The organism is Paractinoplanes polyasparticus, assembly GCF_019710575.1.
GTDB lineage: Bacteria > Actinomycetota > Actinomycetes > Mycobacteriales > Micromonosporaceae > Actinoplanes > Actinoplanes polyasparticus.
In genome coordinates this window covers 78,616-101,471 of sequence record NZ_JAHWFK010000040.1, presented here as the reverse complement: position 1 = coordinate 101,471, position 22,856 = coordinate 78,616, and the positions used below count along the sequence as shown (strand labels likewise).

Sequence of the window (22,856 nt, the reverse complement as noted above, 5' to 3'; positions counted from 1 at the left end):
CTCATCCCGCGTCGGCGTCCGGCAGCGGGAGCACGGCCCGCAGGGTTGTGCCCGCGGTGACGGTACTCGTCAGCGTCAGAGTGCCGTTCAGGGCGTCGACCCGGTCGGTGAGCCCGGTCAGGCCCGAACCCAGGTTGGTATCGGCACCCCCCGCGCCGTCGTCGGTGACCTCGACCACGAGCTCGCCGTCGATGCCGGCGACAGTCACCCGCACCCGCGTCGCCCTCGCGTGCTTGACGACGTTGGTCAACGCCTCGGCGACGACGAAGTAAGCGGTGACCTCGACATCGTTCGGCAACCGTTCCCCCGGCTGGGCGGTCAGGTCGACGTCCACGGGCACCGGGGCCGCGGCGATCAGCGACTCGATCCCGGCGCGCAGGCCACCCCGGGCCAGGGCCGGCGGCAGGATCCCGTGCACGATGTCGCGCAGCTCCACCGTCGCGCGCTCGGCGTGCTCGAGCGCTTCCCGCACGAGTTCGACGGTGTCCTCGCCGCGGTCCGCCGCGTCAAGGGCGAGCTTCAGGGACAGGACGGTCTGGACGAGCCGCTGCTGGGCGCCGTCGTGCACGTCGCGCTGCAAACGCTGTCGTACCTCGTTGTCCGTCGCCACCACCCGGGCCCGGGAGGCCCGGAGCTTCTCCTTGTTCTCGGCGTTGGCGATGGCGGCCGCCGCCAGCTCGGCGAACTCGGCCAGCCGGTCCTCGGCGTCGGCCGGCGGCTCACCCCGCGTGGTGGTCGCCAGTCCGCCCCACAACCGCCCCTCGACGACGACGGGCACGGCGACCGACGCTCCGCCGTTGAGCTCGCGGGGTCGGCCGGCCTCGCGGGGTCCGGCCGAATCGGTCTCGTCCAGGGCCGGGAAGCTGCACGGCCGTCGCGCCCGCAGCACGCGGGCGCCGGCCGAGTCTCCGTCGGCCCGGCTGCGAAAGCCCACCGGTACGGAACTACGGCAGGTGGCGACGACCGTGCAGTCGGCGCCGTCGTACTGGAAGAGTTCCGCGGGCGATTCGCCGAAGATGTTCGAGGCTTCCGTGGCGACTGCGTCGAACACCTCGCCGAGCGCAGCTCCGCGGGCGACCAGCTCGGCCACCCGGCGCAGGGCGGCCTGCCGGGCCGCGAAGTGCTCCAGGGCGGCGTGCGCCTCGACGTTCGCCAGCGCCGACGCGACCAGCTCGGCAAATTTGCCGAGGCGCTCCTCGGTGTCCGCCGGCAGCCGCCGGCCTTCGTTCACGACACCCAGCGCGCCCCACAGCCGGCCGTTGACGATGATGGGGACCGAGACGCTCGACCCGACCCCGAATTTCCGGCTGTAGTACGTCCGGTCGGGGAACGCGTCGTAGTGATCCAGCCGGGCCGGCTTCAGCGTTCGCATCATCTCGTTCGAGGTGCCGCCGTCGTCGACCGGCACCGTGTACCGGGTGCCGACCGGGGCGGGACCGTTGCGGTGGGCGAGAACCGTGAAGGTGCGGTTGCCCTCGTAATGAACCAGCGTGGTCGCTTCGTCGTGGATGAGGCGGGCCGCCTCCGTGGCGACGGCTTCGAAGATCTCGATCTGACCGGCTCGGTGGGCCACCAGGGCCGCCACCCGGAGCAGAGCGGCCTGCTCGTCGGCCAGTGCGCGGAAGCTCTCGCGGGCCGCCGCGCTCACGACGGCCGCGGCTACGATCTCCGCGAGCACCGCCAGGCGGTCCTCGGTGCCGGCCGGTGGCGGATCGGCCTTCGAGCTCACGCTCAGCGCGCCCCACAGACGTCCGTCCACGTGCACCGGAACGGCGACGACGGCCCGCACGCCGAGATCGGTTGCTGTCGTCGCGTCGGCGATGCCGGTGTAGTCGTCGATACGTTCGGCGCGGCCTGACTGCCACATGCGCTTGGCGACGCCGTCGCCGCTCAGGTGGAGCCGTGCGCCGACGGCGACATGATCGCCGGTCTGGGCCACGACCACCGAGTCGGTTCCGCCGCCCTCGAACTTGGTCAGCGCGATGAGCGCCCCTCCCAGCACTGCCGAGGCCTCGGAGGTGACCGCCTCGAACACTGTCTGCGGCGGCGCGCCGGAGGCCGCAACCGACGTGACACGGCGCAGAGCCGCTTGGCCCTCCGCGAGCCGGCGTACCTCGTCGGGGATCATCGCCGGCGGTCGTCGGCGCGCAGATAGGTGAGGACGGCTTGGACACGGCGATGCTCGCTGTCCGTGGGGGCGATGCGCAGCTTGCGGAGGATGGCTGTCACGTGCTTCTCGACGGAGGCCGGGCTGATGAGCAGGCTCTGGGCTATGCCCGAGTTGGACATCCCTTCGGCCATCGCCGCGAGCACGCCCAGCTCGCGCGGGGTCAGCAGTTGCAGGGGACCTTCCTTGGTGCGGCGCCCGAGCATGCGGGCGACCACTTCGGGATCCAGGGCGCTACCGCCGGCCGCCACCCGCCGGACGGCGTCGATGAACGCCGTGACGTCCCCGACCCGCTCCTTGAGCAGGTATCCGACTCCCTCAGGGCGCTCGCCGACCAGGTCCATCACGTACGCGGGCTCGCAGAACTGAGACAGGATCAGCACACCGATCCGCGGCGACCGGCGGCGCAACTCCATCGCCGCCCGCAGACCGTCGTCCTCCCCCCGGGGCGGCATCTGCACGTCGGTCACGACGACGTCAGGGCGGTACGCGAGCGCGCGCTGAAGCAGGTCGTCGGCGTCGCCGGACTGGGAGACGACCTCGATTCCGGCGCCCGTGAGGATGCGGGCGATGCCCTCGCGAAGCAGTACGTCGTCCTCGCCGATCGCCACCCGGAGCGGGCGGCCGGGGTCATCGGTCGTCATCGGCGCTGTCCTCGATCAGTCGTTGCAGGGCTGGGCTCAACAGCTCGTCCTTCGGGAAGAAGCCGACGGCACCGGCCCGCTCGGCGGCGGCGACGTTCGACGGGTCGGCGTCGGAGGAGAAGATCACCACGCGCATGGCCCAGGGCTTGGCCCGTAGCTGCCGCGTGAGCGAGAACCCGTCACCGTCCGGCAGCCCGATGTCGACCAGTGCGATGCCGGGACGCCGGGCGTCGGCGTAGGTGAGCGCCTCGGCGACCGAGCCCGCCTCGCCGATCACGGCGTGGCCCCAGCTGCGCAGGATGCGCACGACGAGCCCCCGGACAGACGCGTCGTCATCGACGACCAGGATCGAGTCCGGCATCCGTTCATCCTTCCAGCGCGCACACCATGACCGCGGTAGGGCTGTCCGGAAAAATCTGCCCTCTCACCGCGATTCACCTGAGCCGGTCAGCTCACCGACCGTGGTAGGTCGCGGCGTGTTCACCGCGGCCGGCAGGTAAGTGCCCTGGACGAGGCGCCGGACGGTGGGAACGGCCAGCGCCGCCATGCCGAGCGTGAGCACGGCCAGGGCGACCGCGGTCCAGACGGTCTGTCCGGGGACGCGCCCGGCGGCCAGCCAGTTGACCGACAGAGTGAACGCGGCGGCGTACGAGAACGAGAACGCCCACCAGCCCGGGCCGAACGGAACGCGCCGGTAGACCGGGATGAGCCGGAGCTGCACCAGGACCATGAGGACCGCGTAGCCGGCGAGCCCGGCGGCGATCGCGTCGATGCGCCCGCCGTTGACGAGGAACCAGGCATTGCCGGCGACCACCGGGGGCGCGAGCTCGATCGCGAGGGTGGGGCGCAGCGGCGGCGGCAACGGGGGCGAGGTGAACAGCCGCAGCAGAACGATCGTGCCCAGGATGAGCCAGCAGATCACCCCGTACCCGAGCATGACCATCGCCAGAGTGCGGTGGCCGAGGGCCGCACTGCCGCCGGCCCCGATCAGGCCGCCCCCGACGGTCGGCAGGAAGTAGCCGGGATGCCATTGCGCGAGCTGGAGATCGGCGACGATCCACTCGCCGGACAGCCAGCCGCCGACGGCGACCGTCAGCGCCAAGGCGATGCCGAAGACGAGTTCGCCGGCCGCCCGGGCGTGCGCGGCGAGAGCGACGCCGAGCAACATGGGCACGATCACAATGAGCGAGGTGAAGGGCGAGAACACCGGGTCGGTCAGCTCGGTGCGCCACCGCCTGCCGCGGACGACATCTCGCCCGTACCAGATCAGGGACGCCAACCAGACGGCCGCCGCGAGAATCCAGAGCGCGTCGGCCGGCCACCGGGGTGTCCCCGCGACAGCTTGGGCCGTTGCCCAGCACTGAGCCAGGCCGCAGAGACCGAAAGGGACGCCGAAAACATTCGGTGTCACCCGGTGGGTGCTTCTGGTCGGCGTCACAGCGCCTCCTTCTTCCGGGGCCGGGCGATCAGCGGATGAACGCGAGGAGTTCCGCGTTGAACTTGTCCCGCTCGTCCACGTAGACGGCGTGTCCGGCGGTGGCGAAGGTGACCAGCCGCGCGTTGCGGATCCCCGCGGCCACCGCCTGGCCGTGGTCCAGCGGCAGGATCTTGTCGTTGATCGCGTGGAACACCCGGGTCGGCACCTTGATGCGAGGCAGGTCGTCCGTCAGGTCGTCGTCGCGCAACGCGATCAGGCCGGCCCGGCTCGCCGGCAACGAGGCCTGGTCCAGGCACTGCCGCTCGAAGAACTGCAGGAACGGATCCGTGGTGACGTCGGTGTGCGTGGCGAAGAAGTTCTTCGTCAGGTCCCGGACCGGCACCGTACGGTCGGTGGCGTAGCCGGAGATCAGCGCGTCGAGACCGGCCGCGAGGTCGGCGGAGTGCGGACCGAACACGAAGCGGGGCGCCGCCGGTTCGGCCACCACCAGCTTGCCGATCCGGCTGCCGAAGCGGGCCGCGTGCCGCAGCGCGACCGCGCCACCCATGGAATGCCCGACCAGGGTGACGTCGCGCAGCGACAACGCCTCGAGGACCGTGCGGATGTCGCGGGCCCAGACGTCGTAACCGTACGGACCGTACGGGGCGTCGGAAAGCCCGAAGCCACGCTGGTCCAGGGCGATGGCCCGGTATCCGTGGTCGGCCAGGAAGAGCAGGTTGTACTCCAGCGTCGTCGACGCCAGCGGCCAACCGGGAACGAAGACGACCGTTCCGCGACGACCGCCGTCCAGGTCGGCGATGTTGACCTCGACGCCCGGGGCCACCGGGATGCGGGTGCCGCCGCTGGGGCGAGGCGCGGCGCCCGCCGGTGAGGGCCCTGCCCCCACGACGGCCGCCGCGGTCAGCGCGGCGCCCGTCCCGGCGCTCAGCACAGCCCGGCGCGAGGCTCCGCGCCGGCCGTTCGGCTCTGTTCCATCGGTCTCTCTCTGCTGGTTCATTTCGGTGCTGCCCTTCGTCGTCGCGATGCCGGGTCTTCGATGTGGGACCAGGCGTCGAGCTAGTGGCCGACTGCGGCCTCGAGGATGATGCGAGCGGTCTCGGCCGGGTGCGAGACGCCGACCACGTGGGAGGCGCCGGCGATCTCGACCGTTTCGCGGGCCTTCGCGCGGGCGGCCATGATCCGGTGGGCGCCGGCCGGGATGTTGTGGTCGAGTTCGCCGAACAGGAACCAGCTCGGCACCGAGTGCCACAGCGGGTGATCGCCGGAAGGCTCGGCCAGGGCCCGGTCGGTGACCGGGCGCTGCGTGACGGCCATCAGCCGGGCCTGCTCGACGGGCAGGTCGGCGGCGAACTGGTGGTGATACTTCTCCGGCGCGATGTAGGTGTCCGCGCCGCCGCCGGTCAGCGGCACCGGCAGCAGGGTCTCCGCGAGGGTCGATCCCGGTGCCAATGCGGAGGCGTCGGCGCAGCTCTCCCCCGCCTCGAGGGCGAAGCCGGCGATGTAGACGGCGCCGACCACCTGCCCCGGCGCGGCGGTGACGTTGGTGAGGACCGCACCGCCGTAGGAGTGCCCGGCCAGGACCACCGGGCCTTCCACCGTGCCGAGCAGATCACTCAGGAGCGCCGCATCCGTTGCCACTCCCCGCAGGGGCGTCGCGAAGGCGATCACCCGGTGACCGACCGAAACGAGTGGTTCCAGCACTCCGTTCCAGCTGGACGACTCGGCGTACGCCCCGTGGACGAGGATCACCGTCGGCTTCATCTGTTGCCTCCTGAGTTAGCCGCCCGCCACCACGACGAGCAAGGTGAGACTCGCAAGCGGCGCGGGTGGGAACGAGCGGGCGGGCCGGACTTCCGTACCGGGGGTAGCCCGCCTTTTCTTCCGGTGAACACCCCTCCGTCCTCGGGTCAGCCGTCCTGGTCAGCGCACCCGGCCTTTGCCAGGTTGGGATCAGAGAAGGACAACCGAGGAGCGCACATGTCCACCATCACTGTCGGCACGGAGAACACGACCTCGATCGACCTGTACTACGAGGACCACGGCAGCGGGCCGGCCGTGGTCCTGATCAGTGGCTGGCCGTTCGACAGCCGATCCTGGGAGCCACAGATCCATCCGCTGCTCACCGCGGGCTACCGAGTCATCGCGTACGACCGGCGCGGTTTCGGCCGATCCAGCCGGCCGGCCGGTGGCTACGACTTCGACACTCTCGCCGCCGATCTCGACCAGTTGCTCACCACGTTGGACCTGCACGAGGTCACTCTCGTCGGGCTCTCGCTGGGCACCGGTGAGGTCGCCCGGTACATCGGCGTCCACGGCACGGAGCGGCTCAAGTCCTGTGTGTTCATCGAGAGCCTCTCGCCCTCGTTCGTCAAGTCCGAGGAGAACCCGAACGGTGTCGATCAGGCCGGCGTCGACGCGGTCCAACAGGCCATCCGGCACGACCGGCCGGCCTGGCTGACCGCGATCATCGGCGACATGCTCAACCTCGACGAGCTGCTCGGCAAGCGGGTCAGCGAGGACGCCGTCCGCAACCTGTGGAACGCCGGCGCCGACGCCTCGCCCATCGCGACCTGGGCCTGCCCGGTGACCTGGCTGGACGACTTCCACGACGACCTCAAGCGCATCGACATCCCGGCCCTGGTGCTGCACGGCACTGCGGACCGGATTCTGTCGATCGACGGCCAGGGACGCCGCATGCACGCGGCGCTGCCGGAGGCGCACTACGTCGAGATCGAGGGCGGACCGCACCTCATGGCTCTGAGCCACGCCGACGAGGTCAACCGCGAGCTGCTCGCGTTCCTCGCCAAGTAACCCACCCGACGACCCAGGAGTAGCGCCATGCCCGTTCAGCCGACCGTCGTCCTGGAGCCCGCTGCCCAGCAGCTGGTGGAGGCGACCGCCGACCCGCTCTTCCTCATCAACGCCGGACCGGAGGGCGCCCGCAGGATCCTCGATGACCTGCAGGCCGCACCGGTCGAGAAGCTCCCGGTCACCGACGAGTGGATCACCGTGCCGGCCGCCGCCGGCGATGTCCGGGTCCGCATCGTCAAGCCGGTCGACGCCGAAGCCGTACTGCCGGTCGTCGTCTACATGCACGGCGGCGGCTGGATCCTGGGTAACGCCGGAACCCACGACCGGCTCGTCCGCGAACTCGCCGTCGGGGCGAACGCGGCCGTCGTCTTCGTCGAGTACACGCCGTCCCCGGAAGCGCGCTACCCGGTGGCGATCGAACAGGGCTACGCCGTCGCGCAATGGGTCACCAAGGAAGGCGCCGCACACGGCCTCGATGCCGACCGGATGGCGGTTGCCGGCGAATCCGTCGGCGGCAACATGACGGCGGCGCTGGCTCTGATGGCCAAGGAACGCGGGGACGTCACCTTCGTGCAGCAGTCGCTCTACTACCCGGTCACCGACGCTGCGATGAACACCGCCTCATACGATCAGTTCGCGTCCGGCTACTACCTCAGCCGCAAGTCCATGGAATGGTTCTGGGACGCCTACGCTCCCGACCATGCGAAGCGCTCCGAGATCACCGCCTCCCCGAACCAGGCCACGGTCGACCAACTCCGCGGGCTCCCCCCGACGCTGGTATTCGTCGACGAAGCCGACGTCCTGCGGGACGAAGGCGAGGCGTACGCGGCCAAGCTGCGTACCGCCGGCGTGCCGGTGACGACCGTGCGCTACGACGGCGCCGTCCACGACTTCATGCTGCTCAACTCGGTCACCGACACCCGAGCCACCCGCGCCGCCGTCGACCAGGCCGCCGGCTTCCTGCGCGCGGCGCTCGCCGCGAAATGATGTTCGACGGCTTCGTGCAGCACGCCCTGCAGACCGCACGAGGACGGATCTTCGCCCGGGTCGCCGGGCAAGGGCCACCGCTGCTCCTGCTGCACGGATATCCCCAGACCCATGTCATGTGGCACGCCGTCGCGGAGCTGCTGACCGACCACTTCACGGTGGTCGTGGCGGACCTGCCCGGGTACGGGGCGTCGTTCCGTCCCGAACCCGCGGCCGACCACATGCCCCACTCCAAGCGCTCCCTCGCCGCTGATCTCGTACAGGCCATGGATCTGCTCGGCTACGAGCAGTTCGCGGTCGCGGGCCACGACCGGGGCGGGCGGGTGGCGTACCGGATGGCATTGGACCACCCCGGCCAGGTCAGTGCCGCCGCGGTCCTCGACGTCGTGCCCACCGGTGACGTGTGGGCCCGCGCCGACGCCCACATGGCCCTCGGCTACTGGCACTGGGCTTTCCTGGCCCAGCCGGCGCCCCTGCCCGAGAGACTCATCGCCGCCGACCCCGACGCGTTCTTCGACTTCCACGTCCGAGCCCTCGGCCTCGGCCGGGCGCCGGACCGCTACCCGGCCGAACTGATGGCCGGATACCGGGCGCTGCTCGACGACGTGAGCACTGTGCAGGCCATCTGTGAGGACTACCGGGCCGGGGCGACGGTGGACCGTGAACACGACGACGCCGACCGGGGCGTACGGAAGATCGGTTGCCCGCTGCTCGTGTTGTGGAGTGCGACCGGGGCACTGCCGCGGTTCTACGGCGACGTGCTGGACGTCTGGCGGCCGTGGGCCGACGACGCCACCGGCCGGCCGATGCCGACCAGCCATTTCGTCGTCGAGGATGATCCGGAGGCGACGGCGGAAGCCCTGTCGGGGTTCCTCCTACGCCGTCCGTCGGCCTTTCCCGTCTCTTGACCACCTGGAGGTTCTGTCATGTCGTCCGACACAGGAAAACAGGTGGGGCCGGCCGATGAGCTCGCCGCCACCCTCAAGCGCACCGAAACGCTGCGCCGCGGCTCCTCCATCCCCGGCCGGGACATCGTCCAGGTGCGCACGGAGATCCCCGCCGGCGTCGAGTCCGGGTGGCACATCCATCCCGGAGAGGAGGTGGGCTACATCGTCGCCGGCACGGTACGCATGGAGATCCGCGACCAACCCACCCTTGTCCTGCACCCCGGTGACGGCTTCCTGATCCCGCCGCGAACGCCGCACAACGCGACCGATCTCGGACCCGACACCGGGCTGATGCTCTCGACCTACATCGTCGAGCCGGGAGAACCGCTGGCCACGTTCGTGCACTGACGCGAACTCCCACAGCACTCATTGATGCGGGCGTCCAGCGTGCCGGACGCCCGCAGCTGCGGCCGGACGAGCACAGGACAGGGTTTGACACGACCTGAGGTCGGACCTTCCCAGTCTTAAGGTCGGACCACCCGCGGCCGATTTCCCCGATATGACGAGAATGCCGTTCGGGTCGGGCCGCAGCAGTCACGAGGACGCCACCGCTGCGGGATCCGCCGCCGCCCGTGCCGCGCTGGCCGGGCTCGACGGCGCCACCGCCGACCTGGTGATCGTGTACGCCTCGATCCGGTACGACCTGGCCGCGCTGCTCGCCGGTGTCCGTGCCGTCACCGGAGAGACGCCACTGGTCGGCGCCACGACCAGTGGGCAGTTCATCGAGGGTGAGTTCATCCCGCCGGGACCCGCGGTCAGCGTGATGATCCTCGGTGGGGGCCGGTACCGTTTCGGCACGGCAGTGGTCGGCGGCATCAGCAGTGACACCACCGCGGCCGGCCGCGACCTGGCTCGCCGGGCCCGCGACGCCGCGGGCTCGGAGCCCACCCCGTACGGCGCGCTGTTGCTGCTGGCCGACGGCATGGCGGGCGACATGCAGGGACTGCTGAACGGGCTCTACCGGGTCACCGGCGCCCAGGTTCCGGTGGTCGGCGGGGCGGCCGGGGACGACCGTACGTTCGCCGGCTCGTCGGTGTTTCACGGCGGCGACGTGGTCGCCAACGGCGCGGTCGCGGTCTGGATCGGCTCGGAGCAGCCGCTGCGCGTGGTGTCCGGGCACGGCTGGCAGCCCCAGGGCCTGCCCATGCTGGTCACTCGCGTCGAAGGCCAGGTGGTGCACGAGATCGACGGGCGCCCGGCCGCCGAGGTGTACCACGAGGGGCTCGTGGACGAGGCCGAGTCGCCGGTACCCGTGGGCGCTCGCTCCGACTGGCGCACCGCGCACTCCTTCGGCCTGATCGAGCCGGACGGCACGCAGGTCGTCCGAGGGGCGTTACTGGACGAGCAGGGCGCCGTACGGACCTTCACCCCACTCCCGGAGTACTGCGCCGTGCAGATCGTCTCCGCCGACCAGCAAGACCTGCTCGACGTCATCGAGAATGTGGTCGAGGACGCGCTGAGCGACATCGACGACCCGGCCGTGATGCTGACGTTCAGCTGCATCGCGCGGCTGGACCTGCTGCGCGACCGCGAGGGCGAGGAGGCCGCCCGGCTGCACAAGGCCGCCGGTTCCGTCGCCACGTTCGGCTTCTACACGTACGGGGAGTTCGCCCGGTCCGTCGGCGTGTCCGGGTACCACAACGCCACTCTCACCGCACTGGCCCTTTGAGCGGGGTATCGATGGACAACATCGCACGCGACGAGGCCGGCGAGAGGCTCAGGGAGAAGCTGGCGGGCGCCACCGCAGCCGCGGCCGACGCGTACCGGCAGACCTCGCGGCTGATCCGGGTGCTGACGGTGCTGGGGCAGCCGTCCTCGCCGACGGAACTCGTGGAGCAGACTCTCGCCGTGCTGTCGCAGGTCTACGCGGCCGATGTCACCGTGTCGGCGCGGGTCGTGGCCGGCCGCCTCCAGCTCACGGGCACGTGCGGCATCCCCGAGGACGACGCCGCGTACACGGACGGCTGGCCGCTCGCCGGCGCCGCGGCGGAGGCCATCGCGGCCGGGCAGGCGATCGCGCGTACGGGCGCCGCCCTGGACCCCGAAGCCGACTTCCCACCTTCGATAGCCGGCCTGGCGCCCGCCTCGGCCGTCTGGGTGCCCGCCGGCGAGGACGGTACGGCCGACGAGCTGCTGATGATGTTCCGGTCCCGCCCCGACGGCTTCCCGTCCGCCGACCTGCCGGTGCTGCGGTCGGTGGCCTCCCGGCTCCGGCTCGCGGTGCAGGCCCGCCGCCGCACCGCGACGGTGGAGACGCTCGCCCGGCTCGGCCACCGCCTCACGAGCTGCCTCGACCTGCCGACTCTGTTCGACGAGGCCGCGCGGCTCCTCCCGATCCTGGTGGACGGCGTCGAGGGCGGTGTGGTGACGATCGAGGACGGCGTCGCGACGCTCAGCGCGGCGACCCGTCGCGACGTCCTGCCCGCCGGCCACTCGCTGCCGTCCGAGAAGTTGTGGGGCTGGGAGACCCTGAGCGCCGGCGAGACGTACGCCGGCGTGCACGACGGGTTCCCGATGGGCGGTTCGGTGCTGGCCGTTCCGGTGATGCGGAAGGGCATCCCCGCCGCCGTGCTGTACGCCTTCCGGTACGACGGCGTGCCGTTCCGCTCGGAGGCGGCCGAGGCCGGCACCCTCTTCGGCACGTACGTCGATGTCGCGATGAACAACGCCGAGCTGTACCTGGCCCTGCAGGCCAGCGAGAACTCCCTGCGCCTGATCACCGACTCGATCAGCGACCTCATCGCGGTGGTCGACGACTCCGGCCGCTTCGTGTACGCGTCGCCGTCGTACGAGCGCGAGCTGGCGCTGCCGCCGGGCCGGCTGCTCGGCACCCCGGTGACCGCCCTGGCGCACCCCAGCGACCGGGTAGCGGTCGCCGCCGCCCTGACCGGCCCGGTGCACACCCCGACGATCGAGTACCGCCTGCTCACCGGCGAGGACCGATGGGTGTGGGTGGAGAGCGCCCTGCGCCCGGTGGCGGCCGACAACACCGTCGTGCTTTCGTCGCGGGTGATCGACCGGCGCCGCCGCCTCGAGGACGAGCTGCGCCGGCGCGCCACCCACGATCCCCTGACCGGCCTGGCCAACCGCGCGCTCACCGCGGACCGGCTCAACGCGGCGCTCGCCCGGGTGGACGCCGCCGACCACGTGGGCCTGCTCTTCTGCGACCTCGACAAGTTCAAGGACGTCAACGACCGGCTCGGCCACGACGCCGGCGACCAGCTGCTGGTGCAGGCGGCCGACCGGCTGCGCGGCTGCATGCGCCAGGGCGACCTGCTGGCCCGGTTCGGCGGCGACGAGTTCGTCGTCCTCCTCGACGGCGTCGCCGACCTGGACGACGTGCGTGCCGTCGGCGACCGGGTCGTGGAGGCGGTGGAGGTCCCGTTCGTGCTGCTCGACGAGCGCGTCGAGATCTCGGCCAGCGTGGGCGGTGTGCTCGGCGTCCGCGGCCACGCCGACCCGGCCACCATGCTGCGCGACGCGGACGCCGCCATGTACGCGGCCAAGCACGCCGGAAGAGGCCGCGCCGAGGTGTTCGACGACGCGGCCTCCCGCCGCAGCCTGGACCGGCTCCAGCTCCGCTCCGACCTCGCCTTCGCGTCCGCCCGCGGCCAGCTCGCCGTGCACTACCAGCCGATACTCGAGCTGAGCAGCAGCCGGATCATCGGGTTCGAGGCGCTCTGCCGGTGGCACCATCCGGTGCGCGGCCTGGTGCCGCCGGACGAGTTCATCCCGCTCGCCGAGGAGAGTGGCGCCATCATCGACATCGGCGAGTGGGTGCTCGGCCAGGCGTGCCACCAGCTCGCCGAGTGGCGGCGGCTGCTCTCCGGGGAGCGGTTGGGCATCAGCGTGAATCTGTCGCCGGTGCAACTGCACCAGGCGGATGCTGCCGCCCGTACGCTGAAGGTGATCGAGGAAAGCGGCGCCGACCCGGCGGACGTGTGGCTGGAAACTACGGAACACAGTGCCATCCGCATCGACGTCAACGAGTTCGCCACCCGCCTGCGCGCGGCCGGCGTCCACTTCGCGCTCGACGACTTCGGCATCTCGTACTCGAGCCTCAGCCACCTCAAGCGGCTCCCGGTCGAGACCGTCAAGATCGACCGCTCGTTCGTGGCCGGCCTGCCGGACACCGCTACCGACCGGGGCATCGTCCGCGCGGTGCTGGCCATCGCGGAGTCGCTGAACCTGACCGTCGTCGCCGAGGGCATCGAGACGCCCGAGCAGCACGCCGATCTGGTCGCCTTGGGCTGCCAGCTCGGTCAGGGCTACCTGTTCTCCCGCCCGGTGCCGCCGGACGAGGCGACGGCCCTGCTGCTCGCCGGAGCTTGGCAGCCGTCACCCGCCGGAGCCGCCTGACCCCCTCATCAGTCGTCGATGGCCTGGTAAAGGGTGGTCCAGAAGTCGTGCATGAGCTGGATCGGGTCCGGGACGGACGCCCCGACCTGGGTGAGCAGGATCCCGATGAGCTGCTTGTCCGGGTCGGCGTAGGTGGACGTGCCGCTGCCGCCGTCCCAGCCGAACTGGCCGATGGACGCGTAGTCCGCGCGGTAGGTGCGCACCGCCATGCCGAAACCCCAACCGCCGTGCTGCCCCTGACCGTGCGAGACGTGAACGCTGTCGCGGGCCATCGCGGTTCGGGCGGCCAGTTGCTCCGGCATGAGGCTGTTGGTGGTCATCAGCTCGACGGCGGGCCGGGACAGGATCCGTACGCCTTCGTGCATCCCGTGATTCAGCAGCATCCGGAAGTAGGCGTGGTAGTCGTCGGCGGTCGAGACCAGACCACCGCCGCCGCCCGGGAACGCCGGCGGCCGGCTCCACCGTCCGCCGGCGGCCTCGTCCCAGACGACGAACTCGCCGCTCTGCGGATCCGGGGCATAGAGGTCCGGCAGCCGGTCGATCTTGTCAGCGGGCACGTGGAAGCCGGTGTCGGTCATACCCAGCGGGCCGAAGAGCCGTTCCCGCAGGAACGCCTCGAACGACTGCCCGCTGACCCGGGCGACCAGCACGCCGAGCAGATCGTTGCTGATCTGGTACTGCCAGCGCTCTCCGGGCTGGTGCATCAGCGGCAGTGCCCCGAGGCGGCGCATCCACTCGTCCGGCTCGGGCATCGGCTCCGGCAGGTTGGGCGTGAGCCCCTGCTCGAAGATGGCGCCCAGAATCGGAGTGCCCAGCGCGGTCAAATCCATGCCGAGCCCGAACGTGGAGGTCAGCACATCCCGTACGGTGATCGGCCGCCGCGCCGGCACGGTGTCGTCGAGCGGGCCGTCCGGGCGCTTGAGCACCCGCCGGTCGGCGAGTTCGGGCAGCCACTGCTGCACCGGATCGTCCAGCCGTAGCCGGCACTCGTCCAGCAGGACCATCGCCGCGGCGACCGTGACCGGCTTGGACGTCGAGGCCATCCGGAAGATGGTGTCGCGGCGCATCGGCGCGCCACCCTCGCGGCGCATCCTTCCGATCGTTTCGACGTGGGTCTCGTCGCCCCGGCTGACCAGAGCGACGAGACCGGGAATCCTTCCCGACTCGACGTGCCGTGCCAGCACCTCGCGGAGCCTGCCCAGCCCCGCTTCGCGGAAGCCGCTGCGCTGATCGGTGACGGTGACGGACATGATGGCGTGCTCCTTCGATCGAACAACCGGATGGGCGGCGGTCAAGGTCTTACGGCTTTGCCGGGAGGCTGTGGGCGGTGATGTCGCCGTAGCCGGTGGTGGCGCGGATGTCGACCGGAACGGTGGCGCCTCCGGTGTTCTGGAGGGTGTTGCGGATCCGGCCGGAGGAGGTGCCGGCGTCCAAGGTGGCCGAGACCCCGGGAGCTACGCCGACCGAGATCGTGCCGTGCTCGGTACGCAACACGACCGTGCCGCTCACGGCCTCGGCTATGCGGATGTCGCCCTTCTGGGTGCTGATCTGCGCCGGGCCGTCCAGACGGCCGACCGAGATGTCGCCGGCGTGAGCGGTGAGGCGCACGCTCGCGGCCTCGTCGAGCTCGATCGTGCCGTGCGCGCCGTCGAAGATGACGTCGCCGAGCCGCCCGGTGGCACGGAACTCGGCGGCGGCCGCCTTGGCCTCGACCCGTGAGCCGGCGGGAAGGCGCACCGTCACGTCGATGGATCCGGACGGGCCGAGGATCTGGTTCCGGACCGGGGTCTCGATGCGCAGGACGCCGTCGCGGTATTCGACGGTGGTCTGCTCAGCAGCCCTCACGTCGCGGCTCCTCGAGGCGTCCGTGGGCACGACTTCGACTGTGGTGTCGGCACGGTCGTCGGCGGCGAATCGGACGCCGCCCGCGGGGATGTTCAGGACGGCGGCGATCGGAGCTGGGGTTTCGAAGGTCTGCATCATGCTCTCCTGAGGTTCGTCCCCGCTGACGGGGCGCTTACCGTGAATGTGGATGTGGTCGATGGCCGGCCACGGAAGAAACGATCGCCCGCCGCGCTGACACCGGACGGTCATGGCACTGACGCGCCTCTGACACCGTGCTCGCTGTCGGCTTGCTCGAACGCCGCCCATTCCGTTGTGGTCAGGGTCTTCTGGATCAACGGCAGCACGGTCTGTTCCACGTGCGCGAGGTGTCCGTTCACCCCGATGACGAGGGAGTCCGTCAGGGACCCGAGGCGCGCAAGGTCGGCTGCGGGATCGGCCGGCAGGCCGTCGACCGCGCCGATGAGCCGGCCGATGGCCGCGTGTTCGGCCTCCATCACTTCCAGCAGCACCAGGTCGCGGCCGGTGGGCAAGCCGGCGGCGCAGCGCCGGCCACAGCACCTCGTCCTCCGCACGGTGACGGCTGCGCACGGTCCGCTTGAACGTCCGCCAACCGCTTGCCGTGCGCAGGACCCGCCGCGGATCATCGTCGATCCGGATGGTGACACGGGCGATGTGCCGCAGTTCCCGGCGTACGGCATCGTGCCTGGCATGCGTCGTGGTCAGGTCCATGGTCATGGTGCCGGCTGTGCCGAGGATCCATGTTCCGACCAACGACGACTTCGGCCGTCCCGGATAGCGCACGGGTTATCGATGCGCGCTGACCTGGGACTTCCGCCGCCGGCCGGCTCGCCTTGGGGATCAGCCTCGTGCTACGCGTCGGCATGCTGTCCGATCTGGGCAACCTTCCGCGCTCGCCATCCACGATGGAGGCTCTACCTGCAGCAGGCCTCCTTCGTCGACTTGTTCCCCGGACTTCGCGGCGGCGAGATCGACACCCGTACGGGCAGAGTGATCGAGCGCGGCCCGGTGGTGCGCAGCGAGGAGGAGCACCTCGCCCTGATCAGCACCGGAGAGATCGTCACGCTGCTCCCCGTCACGTGACCCGCTACTGGAACCGCCCCGACATCGATTTCCTCTCGGTCCGCGACACAACGCACTCCGGTGGCACACAGCCCCCTCGGCACATCAAGACGTGCCCATCCCTTGGATCAACGCGGGTACGGGCCAAGTCACGGCCGCGCTCATGGCGTCGGCGGGAGTGCTGCCTGGTCGGCTCGGCGTTGAATGAGGGCGGCCACGCCGTCCAGGATGCGTTCGAGGCCGAACGCGTACGTGAACTGTTGTTCTTCCTCGGCGGCGTCCGCCGGATAGTCGAAAGCGCCCGCGTCGGCGGCCGCCCGCAGCGCCGGAAACCGCTGCGCGTCGACGAGATTGCCGAGCAGCGCGCTGTACGCGGCAACCGACTCCCCAGAGGCGGCCGGACCACGGTTCGTGCTCAACCGCGCGGGCACGCGATTCGCCCGACTGCTCAACACCGGCGGCTACGCCAGGGGCGTCACGGTGCCCGGCGAGCTGGGCACGATGAACGCGCTCTTCGGCCGGCGTTGCTTCATGGCCTACACCGCCCATCCGAACGGGGGAGGTCTGGTGGGTGGCGAACCCGCCGAGCGCCACCGAACCCACCCCGGCCGAGCTCGCTGCGATCACCCCGGCCCAGTGGCGGACCCGTGACAAGCATCATTGCGGCCACCGACAAGATCTTCGCGGGCTGGAACACCTATGACGTCCCCGCCCTGCCGAGCTGGCACCGCGGCCGGATGATCGTCATCGGCGATGCGGTCCACGCCAGCGCCCCCTCGATCGGGCAGGGCGCCGCGATGGCCATCGAGGACGCGATGGTGCTGGCCCAGAGCCTGCGCGACTCCGGCACCATCGAGTCGGCGTCGCCGCCCACGAGCAGCGGCGCCGGGCGCGGGTGGAACGTGTCGTCGAGCAGGACCGGCGAACCGGCGGCTGGAAGGCGCTCGGCCCGATCGCCCGGCCACCCCGCGACCTGGTCATGAGCCTGGCCATGAAACGGATGGCCCGCACCGGCAACGACCCGAGCCAGTGGATCTACGACCACCACATCGAGTGGGACGAGCCGGTCCGCAGCGCGCCTTGATGGACGCCCGCCCACGCAGGCGCGAACTGCTGAAGAGAGTGCGCCAAGACAGTGGCCGGACGTCAGCACTCATTCCCGCACCGGGCAATCCTTGCCCTCTTCCATCCGCTGACCGTGGAGCATGCGAAGCGCGTCGAGTGCGACCGCGGTGACAACGCCGAAGTTATTGACCGTACGGTCAAGAACCTGTTAGCTTGATTGAGGCGCGCACCCATGAGACCCCGTCGTAGCAGCACCAAGGATCGAGGAAGAGCAGAAGTGAAAAGCAACGAAGAGGTTGTTCGCGAGGCATACCGGCTGTCGGAAGGAAGCGTCCTCGACGGAGACGGTTTTCGCGCCCTGTTCACCGAAGACGGCACGTTCAACGACATGCCGAATTCACTGACCTTCCGCGGAGACCAGATTCCTCAGGCGCTGGCGGGCCTCGTCGGCGTTTTTCCCGACGTCCATCGCGAGCTGCTCGAAGTGCATTCGCTCGGCGATGTCGTTGCTGTCGAACTGCGAATCCAGGGAACGCATCTCGGCAAGTTCCCGACTCCGATCGGCGACATCCCGCCGACCGGTAACCGTATCGACGTGCCGACGGCAGATCTCTGGTATCTCCGTGACGGAAAAATCGAAAGCTTCAACTGCTACAACGCGGCAAATGTGCTGCTCGCCCAGATCGGGGCCGGCCCCGACTTCAAGTCGGCGATCGAGGCCGCCGAGAAAGCCGCCACCGGGGCGTAGCTCCACCCGCTCACCGCGCCTGCTCGGCGTGGGCCTGAGCATCCACAACCGACCTCCCACCCGGAGCGGAATTCGATCATGCACCAGATCAGGATCTACACCCTGCGTACGGCAGAAGCGCTCCAGCAGTACGCCACCGTGCAGTGGCCGCGGCACATCACCAGCATGCCCTCGTTCGGCATCACCGTGCAGGGCTTCTGGACCGATCACCAGGCCGGCGCGCACCGCCTGATCGCCCTGCTCTCGTTCCGGGAGGGCGTCGACCCCGCCGAGTTCATCACCGCTTACGCGGCAAGCACCGAACTGGCGGCGGACATGCGGAGCTTCGACGTCAGCGACATCGTCGGCATCGAGGAACTGCTGCTCGATCCGGTCGCCGGATCTCCCCTGGCCTGAGCGTCACTCTCAGCCCTTCACGGCCGCCTCGACGACGTCACCCGCGCCTGTGATCATTCCGAACACGGTGCCGCAGAACGCACGCAGGAAGTCGGCCGACAGATCATCTTTGTTCACAACGGCCAGGATGATCAGGGTGACGACGAACGGGGCCCAGCTCAGGTGCATGGCGGTCCGGCCGGCCACGGTTCGTGCCGATACTCGGCCGCAGATCAGGCCGATCAACAGCGCCGGGGTGAAGATCGGGGCCAGGCGGGGCTCGGTGACGCCTCCGAACTGGACAGTGATCAGGTCGATGGCGAGGGCGGTCACCCCGGTGACCGCCGCGACGACCGCCGCCACCGCACCGTAGGAGACCAGGTCCTTGCGCTCCCGGAAGGCCGATCTCGGCGGTGGCGACGGATCGCTGGAAGTCATGAAGCCAGAGTGTCAGTTGAGCGATAAGCGCGTGATCGGGCGAATTGCCGACCACCGGCGGCTGACCCGGCTAATCCGTTCGGCGTCAACCATCGAGCTCACCCTGAAAGCGGCCCCCGCCGGTAACACGCGTAGTCGCGCTCGACGATGCCTCTCCTGGTGCTACGGCTTCGCGTTCAACCAGCCGGCGCTGGCCCGCCTCACTCCATAGCGGTACGACGTCACTTCTGAGTGCCCCGCGGGCCGGCCCGGCGTCGCGTATGCCCCACCTCATCTCAGCGGTCCCCGACCAACGAATCATCTGCGCCTCCTGGCGAGCCCAAGAAGATGACATATGCTCACACCGCTCAAGTCCGGTTCGAGCTCTAGCGACGACGCCGAGGTGGGCGTCCCGCTGAGACGGTCCGCACAAGTAGCGGCCGGCTCACAGGACGGTCCGGGGCCTTTCGTATCGGATGCTGTTGAGGAATAGATATGACTAAGGCTCGTATCGAACGATTCACGGAGGATGCCGCTTCGGCGTTCGGGTTCGTAGTGGAGGAGTTCGGTTTCTCCGGGCCAGACACGGCAGCGGAAGGATACGTCGGCTACTCGTCCGGTCCGTGGCAAGTCTGGATCGTCCTCGAGGATCGCAATAAGACTGTCGACACGTTCGTATGGCTGGACCGCGACGGCCGTAAGCGCCACGATTCTGTGTGGCAGTTGATCGCCAAGGCGAAGCTGGAAGGGGCCGGCCAATCGCGCACGAGCGCGCTGAGCCGCCCAGGTGTACAGAAGTCTTTGGCGGCGCAGGCGAGTGCGCTCCGGTTACTGATTCCGCGCCTGCTCACAGGTGGAAACCATCTACTCGACTGACATGAACCTGATACTCGGCCAGCGGGCGCCACGACCCCTGCCGGCTTATCGGGCCGACAACAGGTTCGAATGCTCAAATCGTTAAGGGCCGACGAGGCCGACGCCGGCGGGGGCGGATCGGTGCTCTTCCGGCCCCGTCCGGCTGTCACCGGCGTCCGAGCATCCTCGAACCGCTTGTCGCACCGCCAGGAAACCTCCGAAACACGAACTGTTGATCGCCTTCAGCTGAGCCGCCCTGGCTCCTGGCGCCTGGGCGTCTTTCTTGTGTGCTCATCGTCAGGCGAGTGAAAAACCGCCTCACCCGCATGCAGTACCGGACCGGCCCCATCGACGGCTTCTTCGCCGGAACAGGTCTATCAACACCGATACCAACCAGACCCTGACCGCAAAAGGTGTCTAGCTGGTCCGAGTCCATCGCTGGTTGGCGCCGCTGTTGCACGACCACAGGATCACCTTGGTGCCGTTCGCAGTGCCGGCGTTGGCGGCGTCGAGGCACAGGCCGGATTGGGCGGTGGTGATGGTTCCGTCGGCGTTGACGTTCCACTGCTGGTTGGGCGCGCCGTGGCAGTCCCAGATGATGACGGCGGTGCCGTTGGCCGTGCCGTTGCCGGAAGCGTCGAGGCACTTGTTGCCGTACACCATCAGTTGTCTGCCGGCGGTGTAGGCCCACTGTTGCTTGGCGCTGCCGTCGCAGTCCGACAGCTGCACCTGGGTGCCGTTGGCCGTCGCGCCGCCGGGCACGTCGACGCAACGGCCGGACTGGGCGCCCACGATCTGCCCGCCCTGCTGGCCACCGCCGCCCTGCCGCCGGACGATCCACGTGGACTCGGCGGAGCGGTTGCCTTGGGCGTCGAGAACGAAGAGCCGGTAGTCGCCGGACGCCGACGGGACCGCGATCGAGGTGGCGGTGCCGTCCGCCGTCGTCATCGTCGGCCCGGCGGTGAAGCTGGTCGTGCCGGCGGGCGCCAGCCAGACCCTCCTGCTCGCGTCGCCGGCGCCGCGGATCGGTATCGACGACGTCCCGCTGCCGACGAACGTGCTGGCCGGCAGGACATGATCCGGACGGGCGAGGCTGCCCGGCGGCATGATGTCCCGGAACGCGTCCTCGATACCGGAGTTCACAGCGATGCTGTAGGCGGCGGCCGGCCAGACGTAGTCGGACGAGACGAGGATGTCCTGGACGGTGCTGTTCGGCAGGTTCTTGTTGGACACCTTGTTGATCGGCCCGTACGTCTGCGTGATGCTCAGGTCGTGCTTGCGCCCGAAGTCGTCGGAATTGATGAGCCACGTGACGTTCTTGTCGACGCTGAGCACGTTGTCGCGGAAGGTGATGTACGCCGAGCCTTCGTCCGGGTGCAGGCCGTACTTGTGGCCGGACGGAACGCCCTGCAGATAGTTGCCGGTGACCGTGGTGCCGGGCTGACTGCCGAGAGTGTAGATGGGAGCCGTGTCGCTGAGGCGCTGCACCGTGTCGACGATCTGGTTGTGGCTGACGGTGTTGTTGCGCGCGGTCGTCGTGGGCCGGCCGGGCGCGATGGAGCCGGAGGACCCGTCGAAGTTCCACCATCCCCAGCCCAGCGTGATGCCGGACCAGGGCGCCTTCTCGATCCGGTTGTGCTGCACCGACAGGGTGTCCGCGAAGTACGCCGAGATCGGGCTGTGCCCGTTGAACAGCACCGCGCTGTCGTACAGATAGTTGTTCCTGATCTCGATGTTCTTGCACAGGCCCTCGACCTGGACCGGGTACTTCTCGCGGTTGGCCGACGTGTGGTCGCCGATGTAGACGTGCTGCGGGTGGCCCACCGAGATCGCCGATCCGGCGATGTCGCTGGTGTGGTTGCCGATCAGCCGGCTGCCCTGCACGTCGTTGACCATGCTGATGCCGTCGGCCCCGGTGTGCTGGATCCGGTTGCGCTCCAGCAGGATCCCGTCGGCGTTCTGGACCGCGACGATGGCGGGCGCCGTGTCGACGTTGCGGTAGTAGTAGGCGTGGAAGTTCTGCTTCGCGTACGCGATAGCGCTGAGGTTGCCCTGCTGCGCTTGCTTGTACACGGAGCCGGCCACGGTCATGAGGTTCCAGTCGGAGTGCCGCACGGTGAGACCGGTGAAGGTCAGGTTCCGGGCGTGGGTGCTGGTCGAGGTGCCGGCGACCCGCAGCACCGTGGACACGGTGCCGGGGGCGAACACCGACGCGGACGACAGGTCATCGGCGCCGGTCTTGTAGTAGTAGAGCGTCCGGCTGGACTTGTCGAAGTAGAACTCGTTCGGCGTGTCCAGGAACTCGTACGCGTTCATGACCTTGTGGGTGCCGCCGACCTGCGCGTTGCCGTTGAAGGCGCCCTGGGCGATCGCCGCGCCCGGCTGCTGGAAGAGCGCCACCCGGCTGCCGCCGTCGGTGGTCACCTGGCGAACGCCCACGATGGCCGAGGTCCAGGTGGTCGCGGTCTCGATCTCGATGTCGTCCTGGTTGGCGGCAACGGCCGGGAAGTCGGACGGGCTGTACTTGGCGCCGGCGCACTGTGATCCCGACTCCCACGCCCACGGCGCCTGCCCGGCGGTGATGGTGTACGTCCCGTAGCAGCCCTGCGAGTTGATCGTCTTCGAGGCCATGAAGGCCCGCTTGTCGTTGACGTAGAGCGCTCGCAGCTTGCCGGCCCGGTCGAGCGGGGCCTTCCAGATGTTGCCGCTGTGCTGGGTCCATCCGGTCACCCGGACACCGGCCTCGAGCACCGGCGTCTCATTCGGGTACGCGGCGTAGACAACCCGATGGGTGCCGGTGCCGGAGTCCTCCGGCCCGAACTCGATCGTGCTGGTCACCGGATAACTGCCGCCGCGGAGGTAGACGTGGATGTCGCCGGTCATGGTGGCCGCCGCCGTGCGAACGACGTCCCGCGCGCGTTGCACGGTGCGGAACGGCGCCGTGATCGACCCGGCGTTGCCGTCGTCGCCGTCGGGGGCGACGTAGAAGGTCGCCTGGACCGCGGCCATGGCGGGCTCCCCGGTGACGGCCGCGACCGCCGACGCGGCAGAGATGATCATGGTGGCCGCAAGAAGCGATCTCCCCGCGGCGCCGATGGCACTGCTCATGCGATGCTCT

23 protein-coding genes are annotated in these 22,856 nt (G+C 69.8%); 11 read left to right on the top strand and 12 right to left on the bottom strand.

The window, feature by feature from the left end; genetic code table 11:
- Position 1: 1 nt before the first annotated feature.
- From KXC43_RS33905 to KXC43_RS33880, 6 genes are all read right to left on the bottom strand, one after another.
- Positions 2-2,128, bottom strand: coding sequence for a sensor histidine kinase (locus tag KXC43_RS33905; protein WP_221380290.1), 2,127 nt, complete (start codon positions 2,126-2,128; stop codon positions 2-4).
- Entirely contained in the window at positions 2,125-2,811 is a 687-nt protein-coding gene (locus KXC43_RS33900; RefSeq protein WP_221380289.1) for a response regulator transcription factor, read from the bottom strand. Before KXC43_RS33900 ends, KXC43_RS33905 begins: the two co-directional genes overlap by 4 nt.
- Positions 2,798-3,172 (bottom strand): response regulator, encoded by a 375-nt coding sequence (locus tag KXC43_RS33895; RefSeq protein ID WP_221380288.1) that lies wholly within the window; start codon positions 3,170-3,172, stop codon positions 2,798-2,800. Before KXC43_RS33895 ends, KXC43_RS33900 begins: the two co-directional genes overlap by 14 nt.
- Before the next feature lie 63 nt (positions 3,173-3,235).
- Entirely contained in the window at positions 3,236-4,249 is a 1,014-nt protein-coding gene (locus tag KXC43_RS33890; RefSeq protein ID WP_221380287.1) for an SLAC1 family transporter, read from the bottom strand.
- Between the two features lie 28 nt (positions 4,250-4,277).
- Positions 4,278-5,246, bottom strand: coding sequence for an alpha/beta fold hydrolase (locus tag KXC43_RS33885; RefSeq protein WP_221380286.1), 969 nt, complete (start codon positions 5,244-5,246; stop codon positions 4,278-4,280).
- 59 nt (positions 5,247-5,305) lie between these two features.
- Entirely contained in the window at positions 5,306-6,010 is a 705-nt protein-coding gene (locus tag KXC43_RS33880) for an alpha/beta fold hydrolase (protein WP_221380285.1), read from the bottom strand.
- 216 nt (positions 6,011-6,226) lie between these two features.
- On the opposite strand from KXC43_RS33880, the gene KXC43_RS33875 reads away from it, so the two are divergent.
- The 6 genes from KXC43_RS33875 (at position 6,227) to KXC43_RS33850 (ending at position 13,353) form a co-directional block, all read left to right on the top strand.
- Complete coding sequence (locus KXC43_RS33875) at positions 6,227-7,060, top strand: alpha/beta fold hydrolase (RefSeq protein WP_221380284.1); 834 nt, start codon at positions 6,227-6,229, stop codon at positions 7,058-7,060.
- A gap of 27 nt (positions 7,061-7,087) precedes the next feature.
- Positions 7,088-8,047 (top strand): alpha/beta hydrolase, encoded by a 960-nt coding sequence (locus tag KXC43_RS33870; protein ID WP_221380283.1) that lies wholly within the window; start codon positions 7,088-7,090, stop codon positions 8,045-8,047.
- Entirely contained in the window at positions 8,044-8,955 is a 912-nt protein-coding gene (locus KXC43_RS33865; protein WP_255645305.1) for an alpha/beta fold hydrolase, read from the top strand. Before KXC43_RS33870 ends, KXC43_RS33865 begins: the two co-directional genes overlap by 4 nt.
- Positions 8,956-8,973: 18 nt before the next feature.
- The gene (locus KXC43_RS33860; protein ID WP_221380282.1) at positions 8,974-9,342 is read left to right on the top strand and encodes a cupin domain-containing protein; all 369 of its coding nucleotides are present in this window, start codon (positions 8,974-8,976) and stop codon (positions 9,340-9,342) included.
- Between the two features lie 160 nt (positions 9,343-9,502).
- The gene (locus tag KXC43_RS33855; protein WP_221380281.1) at positions 9,503-10,663 is read left to right on the top strand and encodes an FIST signal transduction protein; all 1,161 of its coding nucleotides are present in this window, start codon (positions 9,503-9,505) and stop codon (positions 10,661-10,663) included.
- A gap of 11 nt (positions 10,664-10,674) precedes the next feature.
- A complete protein-coding gene (locus KXC43_RS33850) occupies positions 10,675-13,353 on the top strand; it encodes a putative bifunctional diguanylate cyclase/phosphodiesterase (RefSeq protein WP_221380280.1) in 2,679 nt (892 codons plus the stop codon).
- 8 nt (positions 13,354-13,361) lie between these two features.
- On the opposite strand, the gene KXC43_RS33845 is transcribed toward KXC43_RS33850, so the two are convergent.
- The 3 genes from KXC43_RS33845 to KXC43_RS33835 form a co-directional block, all read right to left on the bottom strand.
- Positions 13,362-14,603: a serine hydrolase domain-containing protein gene (locus tag KXC43_RS33845; protein WP_221380279.1), complete on the bottom strand. Its 1,242-nt coding sequence runs from the start codon at positions 14,601-14,603 to the stop codon at positions 13,362-13,364.
- A 49-nt stretch (positions 14,604-14,652) separates the two neighbouring features.
- Positions 14,653-15,333, bottom strand: a complete 681-nt coding sequence (locus KXC43_RS33840; protein WP_221380278.1) for a DUF4097 family beta strand repeat-containing protein — start codon at positions 15,331-15,333, stop codon at positions 14,653-14,655.
- A gap of 110 nt (positions 15,334-15,443) precedes the next feature.
- On the bottom strand, positions 15,444-15,728 hold the full coding sequence (locus KXC43_RS33835) for a hemerythrin domain-containing protein (protein WP_221380277.1): 285 nt from the start codon (positions 15,726-15,728) through the stop codon (positions 15,444-15,446).
- Between the two features lie 430 nt (positions 15,729-16,158).
- On the opposite strand from KXC43_RS33835, the gene KXC43_RS51565 reads away from it, so the two are divergent.
- The gene (locus KXC43_RS51565) at positions 16,159-16,299 is read left to right on the top strand and encodes a hypothetical protein (RefSeq protein WP_255645304.1); all 141 of its coding nucleotides are present in this window, start codon (positions 16,159-16,161) and stop codon (positions 16,297-16,299) included.
- A gap of 140 nt (positions 16,300-16,439) precedes the next feature.
- Here the strand turns inward: KXC43_RS51565 and KXC43_RS52920 are convergent, their stop codons facing one another.
- On the bottom strand, positions 16,440-16,709 hold the full coding sequence (locus KXC43_RS52920; RefSeq protein ID WP_308129384.1) for a hypothetical protein: 270 nt from the start codon (positions 16,707-16,709) through the stop codon (positions 16,440-16,442).
- A 216-nt stretch (positions 16,710-16,925) separates the two neighbouring features.
- Between KXC43_RS52920 and KXC43_RS52915 the strand changes: the two genes are divergently transcribed.
- The 3 genes from KXC43_RS52915 (at position 16,926) to KXC43_RS33820 (ending at position 18,487) form a co-directional block, all read left to right on the top strand.
- Complete coding sequence (locus KXC43_RS52915; RefSeq protein ID WP_308129383.1) at positions 16,926-17,261, top strand: FAD-dependent monooxygenase; 336 nt, start codon at positions 16,926-16,928, stop codon at positions 17,259-17,261.
- 359 nt (positions 17,262-17,620) lie between these two features.
- Positions 17,621-18,091: an ester cyclase gene (locus KXC43_RS33825; RefSeq protein WP_221380276.1), complete on the top strand. Its 471-nt coding sequence runs from the start codon at positions 17,621-17,623 to the stop codon at positions 18,089-18,091.
- Between the two features lie 78 nt (positions 18,092-18,169).
- Entirely contained in the window at positions 18,170-18,487 is a 318-nt protein-coding gene (locus KXC43_RS33820; protein ID WP_221380275.1) for a hypothetical protein, read from the top strand.
- Between the two features lie 9 nt (positions 18,488-18,496).
- Here KXC43_RS33820 and KXC43_RS33815 read toward each other — a convergent pair whose 3' ends face one another.
- A complete protein-coding gene (locus KXC43_RS33815) occupies positions 18,497-18,904 on the bottom strand; it encodes a hypothetical protein (protein ID WP_221380274.1) in 408 nt (135 codons plus the stop codon).
- A 474-nt stretch (positions 18,905-19,378) separates the two neighbouring features.
- Between KXC43_RS33815 and KXC43_RS33810 the strand changes: the two genes are divergently transcribed.
- A complete protein-coding gene (locus KXC43_RS33810) occupies positions 19,379-19,759 on the top strand; it encodes a hypothetical protein (RefSeq protein WP_221380273.1) in 381 nt (126 codons plus the stop codon).
- 396 nt (positions 19,760-20,155) lie between these two features.
- On the opposite strand, the gene KXC43_RS33805 is transcribed toward KXC43_RS33810, so the two are convergent.
- On the bottom strand, positions 20,156-22,846 hold the full coding sequence (locus KXC43_RS33805) for an RICIN domain-containing protein (protein ID WP_221380272.1): 2,691 nt from the start codon (positions 22,844-22,846) through the stop codon (positions 20,156-20,158).
- Positions 22,847-22,856: the final 10 nt, after the last annotated feature.

Bases quoted from the DNA above. Each gene is read 5' to 3' on its own strand.
- KXC43_RS33880 (WP_221380285.1), bottom strand. From the start codon at position 6,010: ATGAAGCCGACGGTGATCCTCGTCCACGGGGCGTACGCCGAGTCGTCC.
- KXC43_RS33840 (WP_221380278.1), bottom strand. From the start codon at position 15,333: ATGCAGACCTTCGAAACCCCAGCTCCGATCGCCGCCGTCCTGAACATC.
- KXC43_RS33885 (WP_221380286.1), bottom strand. From the start codon at position 5,246: ATGAACCAGCAGAGAGAGACCGATGGAACAGAGCCGAACGGCCGGCGC.
- KXC43_RS33865 (WP_255645305.1), top strand. From the start codon at position 8,044: ATGATGTTCGACGGCTTCGTGCAGCACGCCCTGCAGACCGCACGAGGA.
- KXC43_RS33855 (WP_221380281.1), top strand. From the start codon at position 9,503: ATGCCGTTCGGGTCGGGCCGCAGCAGTCACGAGGACGCCACCGCTGCG.
- KXC43_RS33810 (WP_221380273.1), top strand. From the start codon at position 19,379: ATGACTAAGGCTCGTATCGAACGATTCACGGAGGATGCCGCTTCGGCG.
- KXC43_RS33815 (WP_221380274.1), bottom strand. From the start codon at position 18,904: ATGACTTCCAGCGATCCGTCGCCACCGCCGAGATCGGCCTTCCGGGAG.
- KXC43_RS33870 (WP_221380283.1), top strand. From the start codon at position 7,088: ATGCCCGTTCAGCCGACCGTCGTCCTGGAGCCCGCTGCCCAGCAGCTG.
- KXC43_RS33805 (WP_221380272.1), bottom strand. From the start codon at position 22,846: ATGAGCAGTGCCATCGGCGCCGCGGGGAGATCGCTTCTTGCGGCCACC.
- KXC43_RS33820 (WP_221380275.1), top strand. From the start codon at position 18,170: ATGCACCAGATCAGGATCTACACCCTGCGTACGGCAGAAGCGCTCCAG.
- KXC43_RS33845 (WP_221380279.1), bottom strand. From the start codon at position 14,603: ATGTCCGTCACCGTCACCGATCAGCGCAGCGGCTTCCGCGAAGCGGGG.
- KXC43_RS33850 (WP_221380280.1), top strand. From the start codon at position 10,675: ATGGACAACATCGCACGCGACGAGGCCGGCGAGAGGCTCAGGGAGAAG.
- KXC43_RS33875 (WP_221380284.1), top strand. From the start codon at position 6,227: ATGTCCACCATCACTGTCGGCACGGAGAACACGACCTCGATCGACCTG.
- KXC43_RS33895 (WP_221380288.1), bottom strand. From the start codon at position 3,172: ATGCCGGACTCGATCCTGGTCGTCGATGACGACGCGTCTGTCCGGGGG.
- KXC43_RS33905 (WP_221380290.1), bottom strand. From the start codon at position 2,128: ATGATCCCCGACGAGGTACGCCGGCTCGCGGAGGGCCAAGCGGCTCTG.
- KXC43_RS33900 (WP_221380289.1), bottom strand. From the start codon at position 2,811: ATGACGACCGATGACCCCGGCCGCCCGCTCCGGGTGGCGATCGGCGAG.
- KXC43_RS33860 (WP_221380282.1), top strand. From the start codon at position 8,974: ATGTCGTCCGACACAGGAAAACAGGTGGGGCCGGCCGATGAGCTCGCC.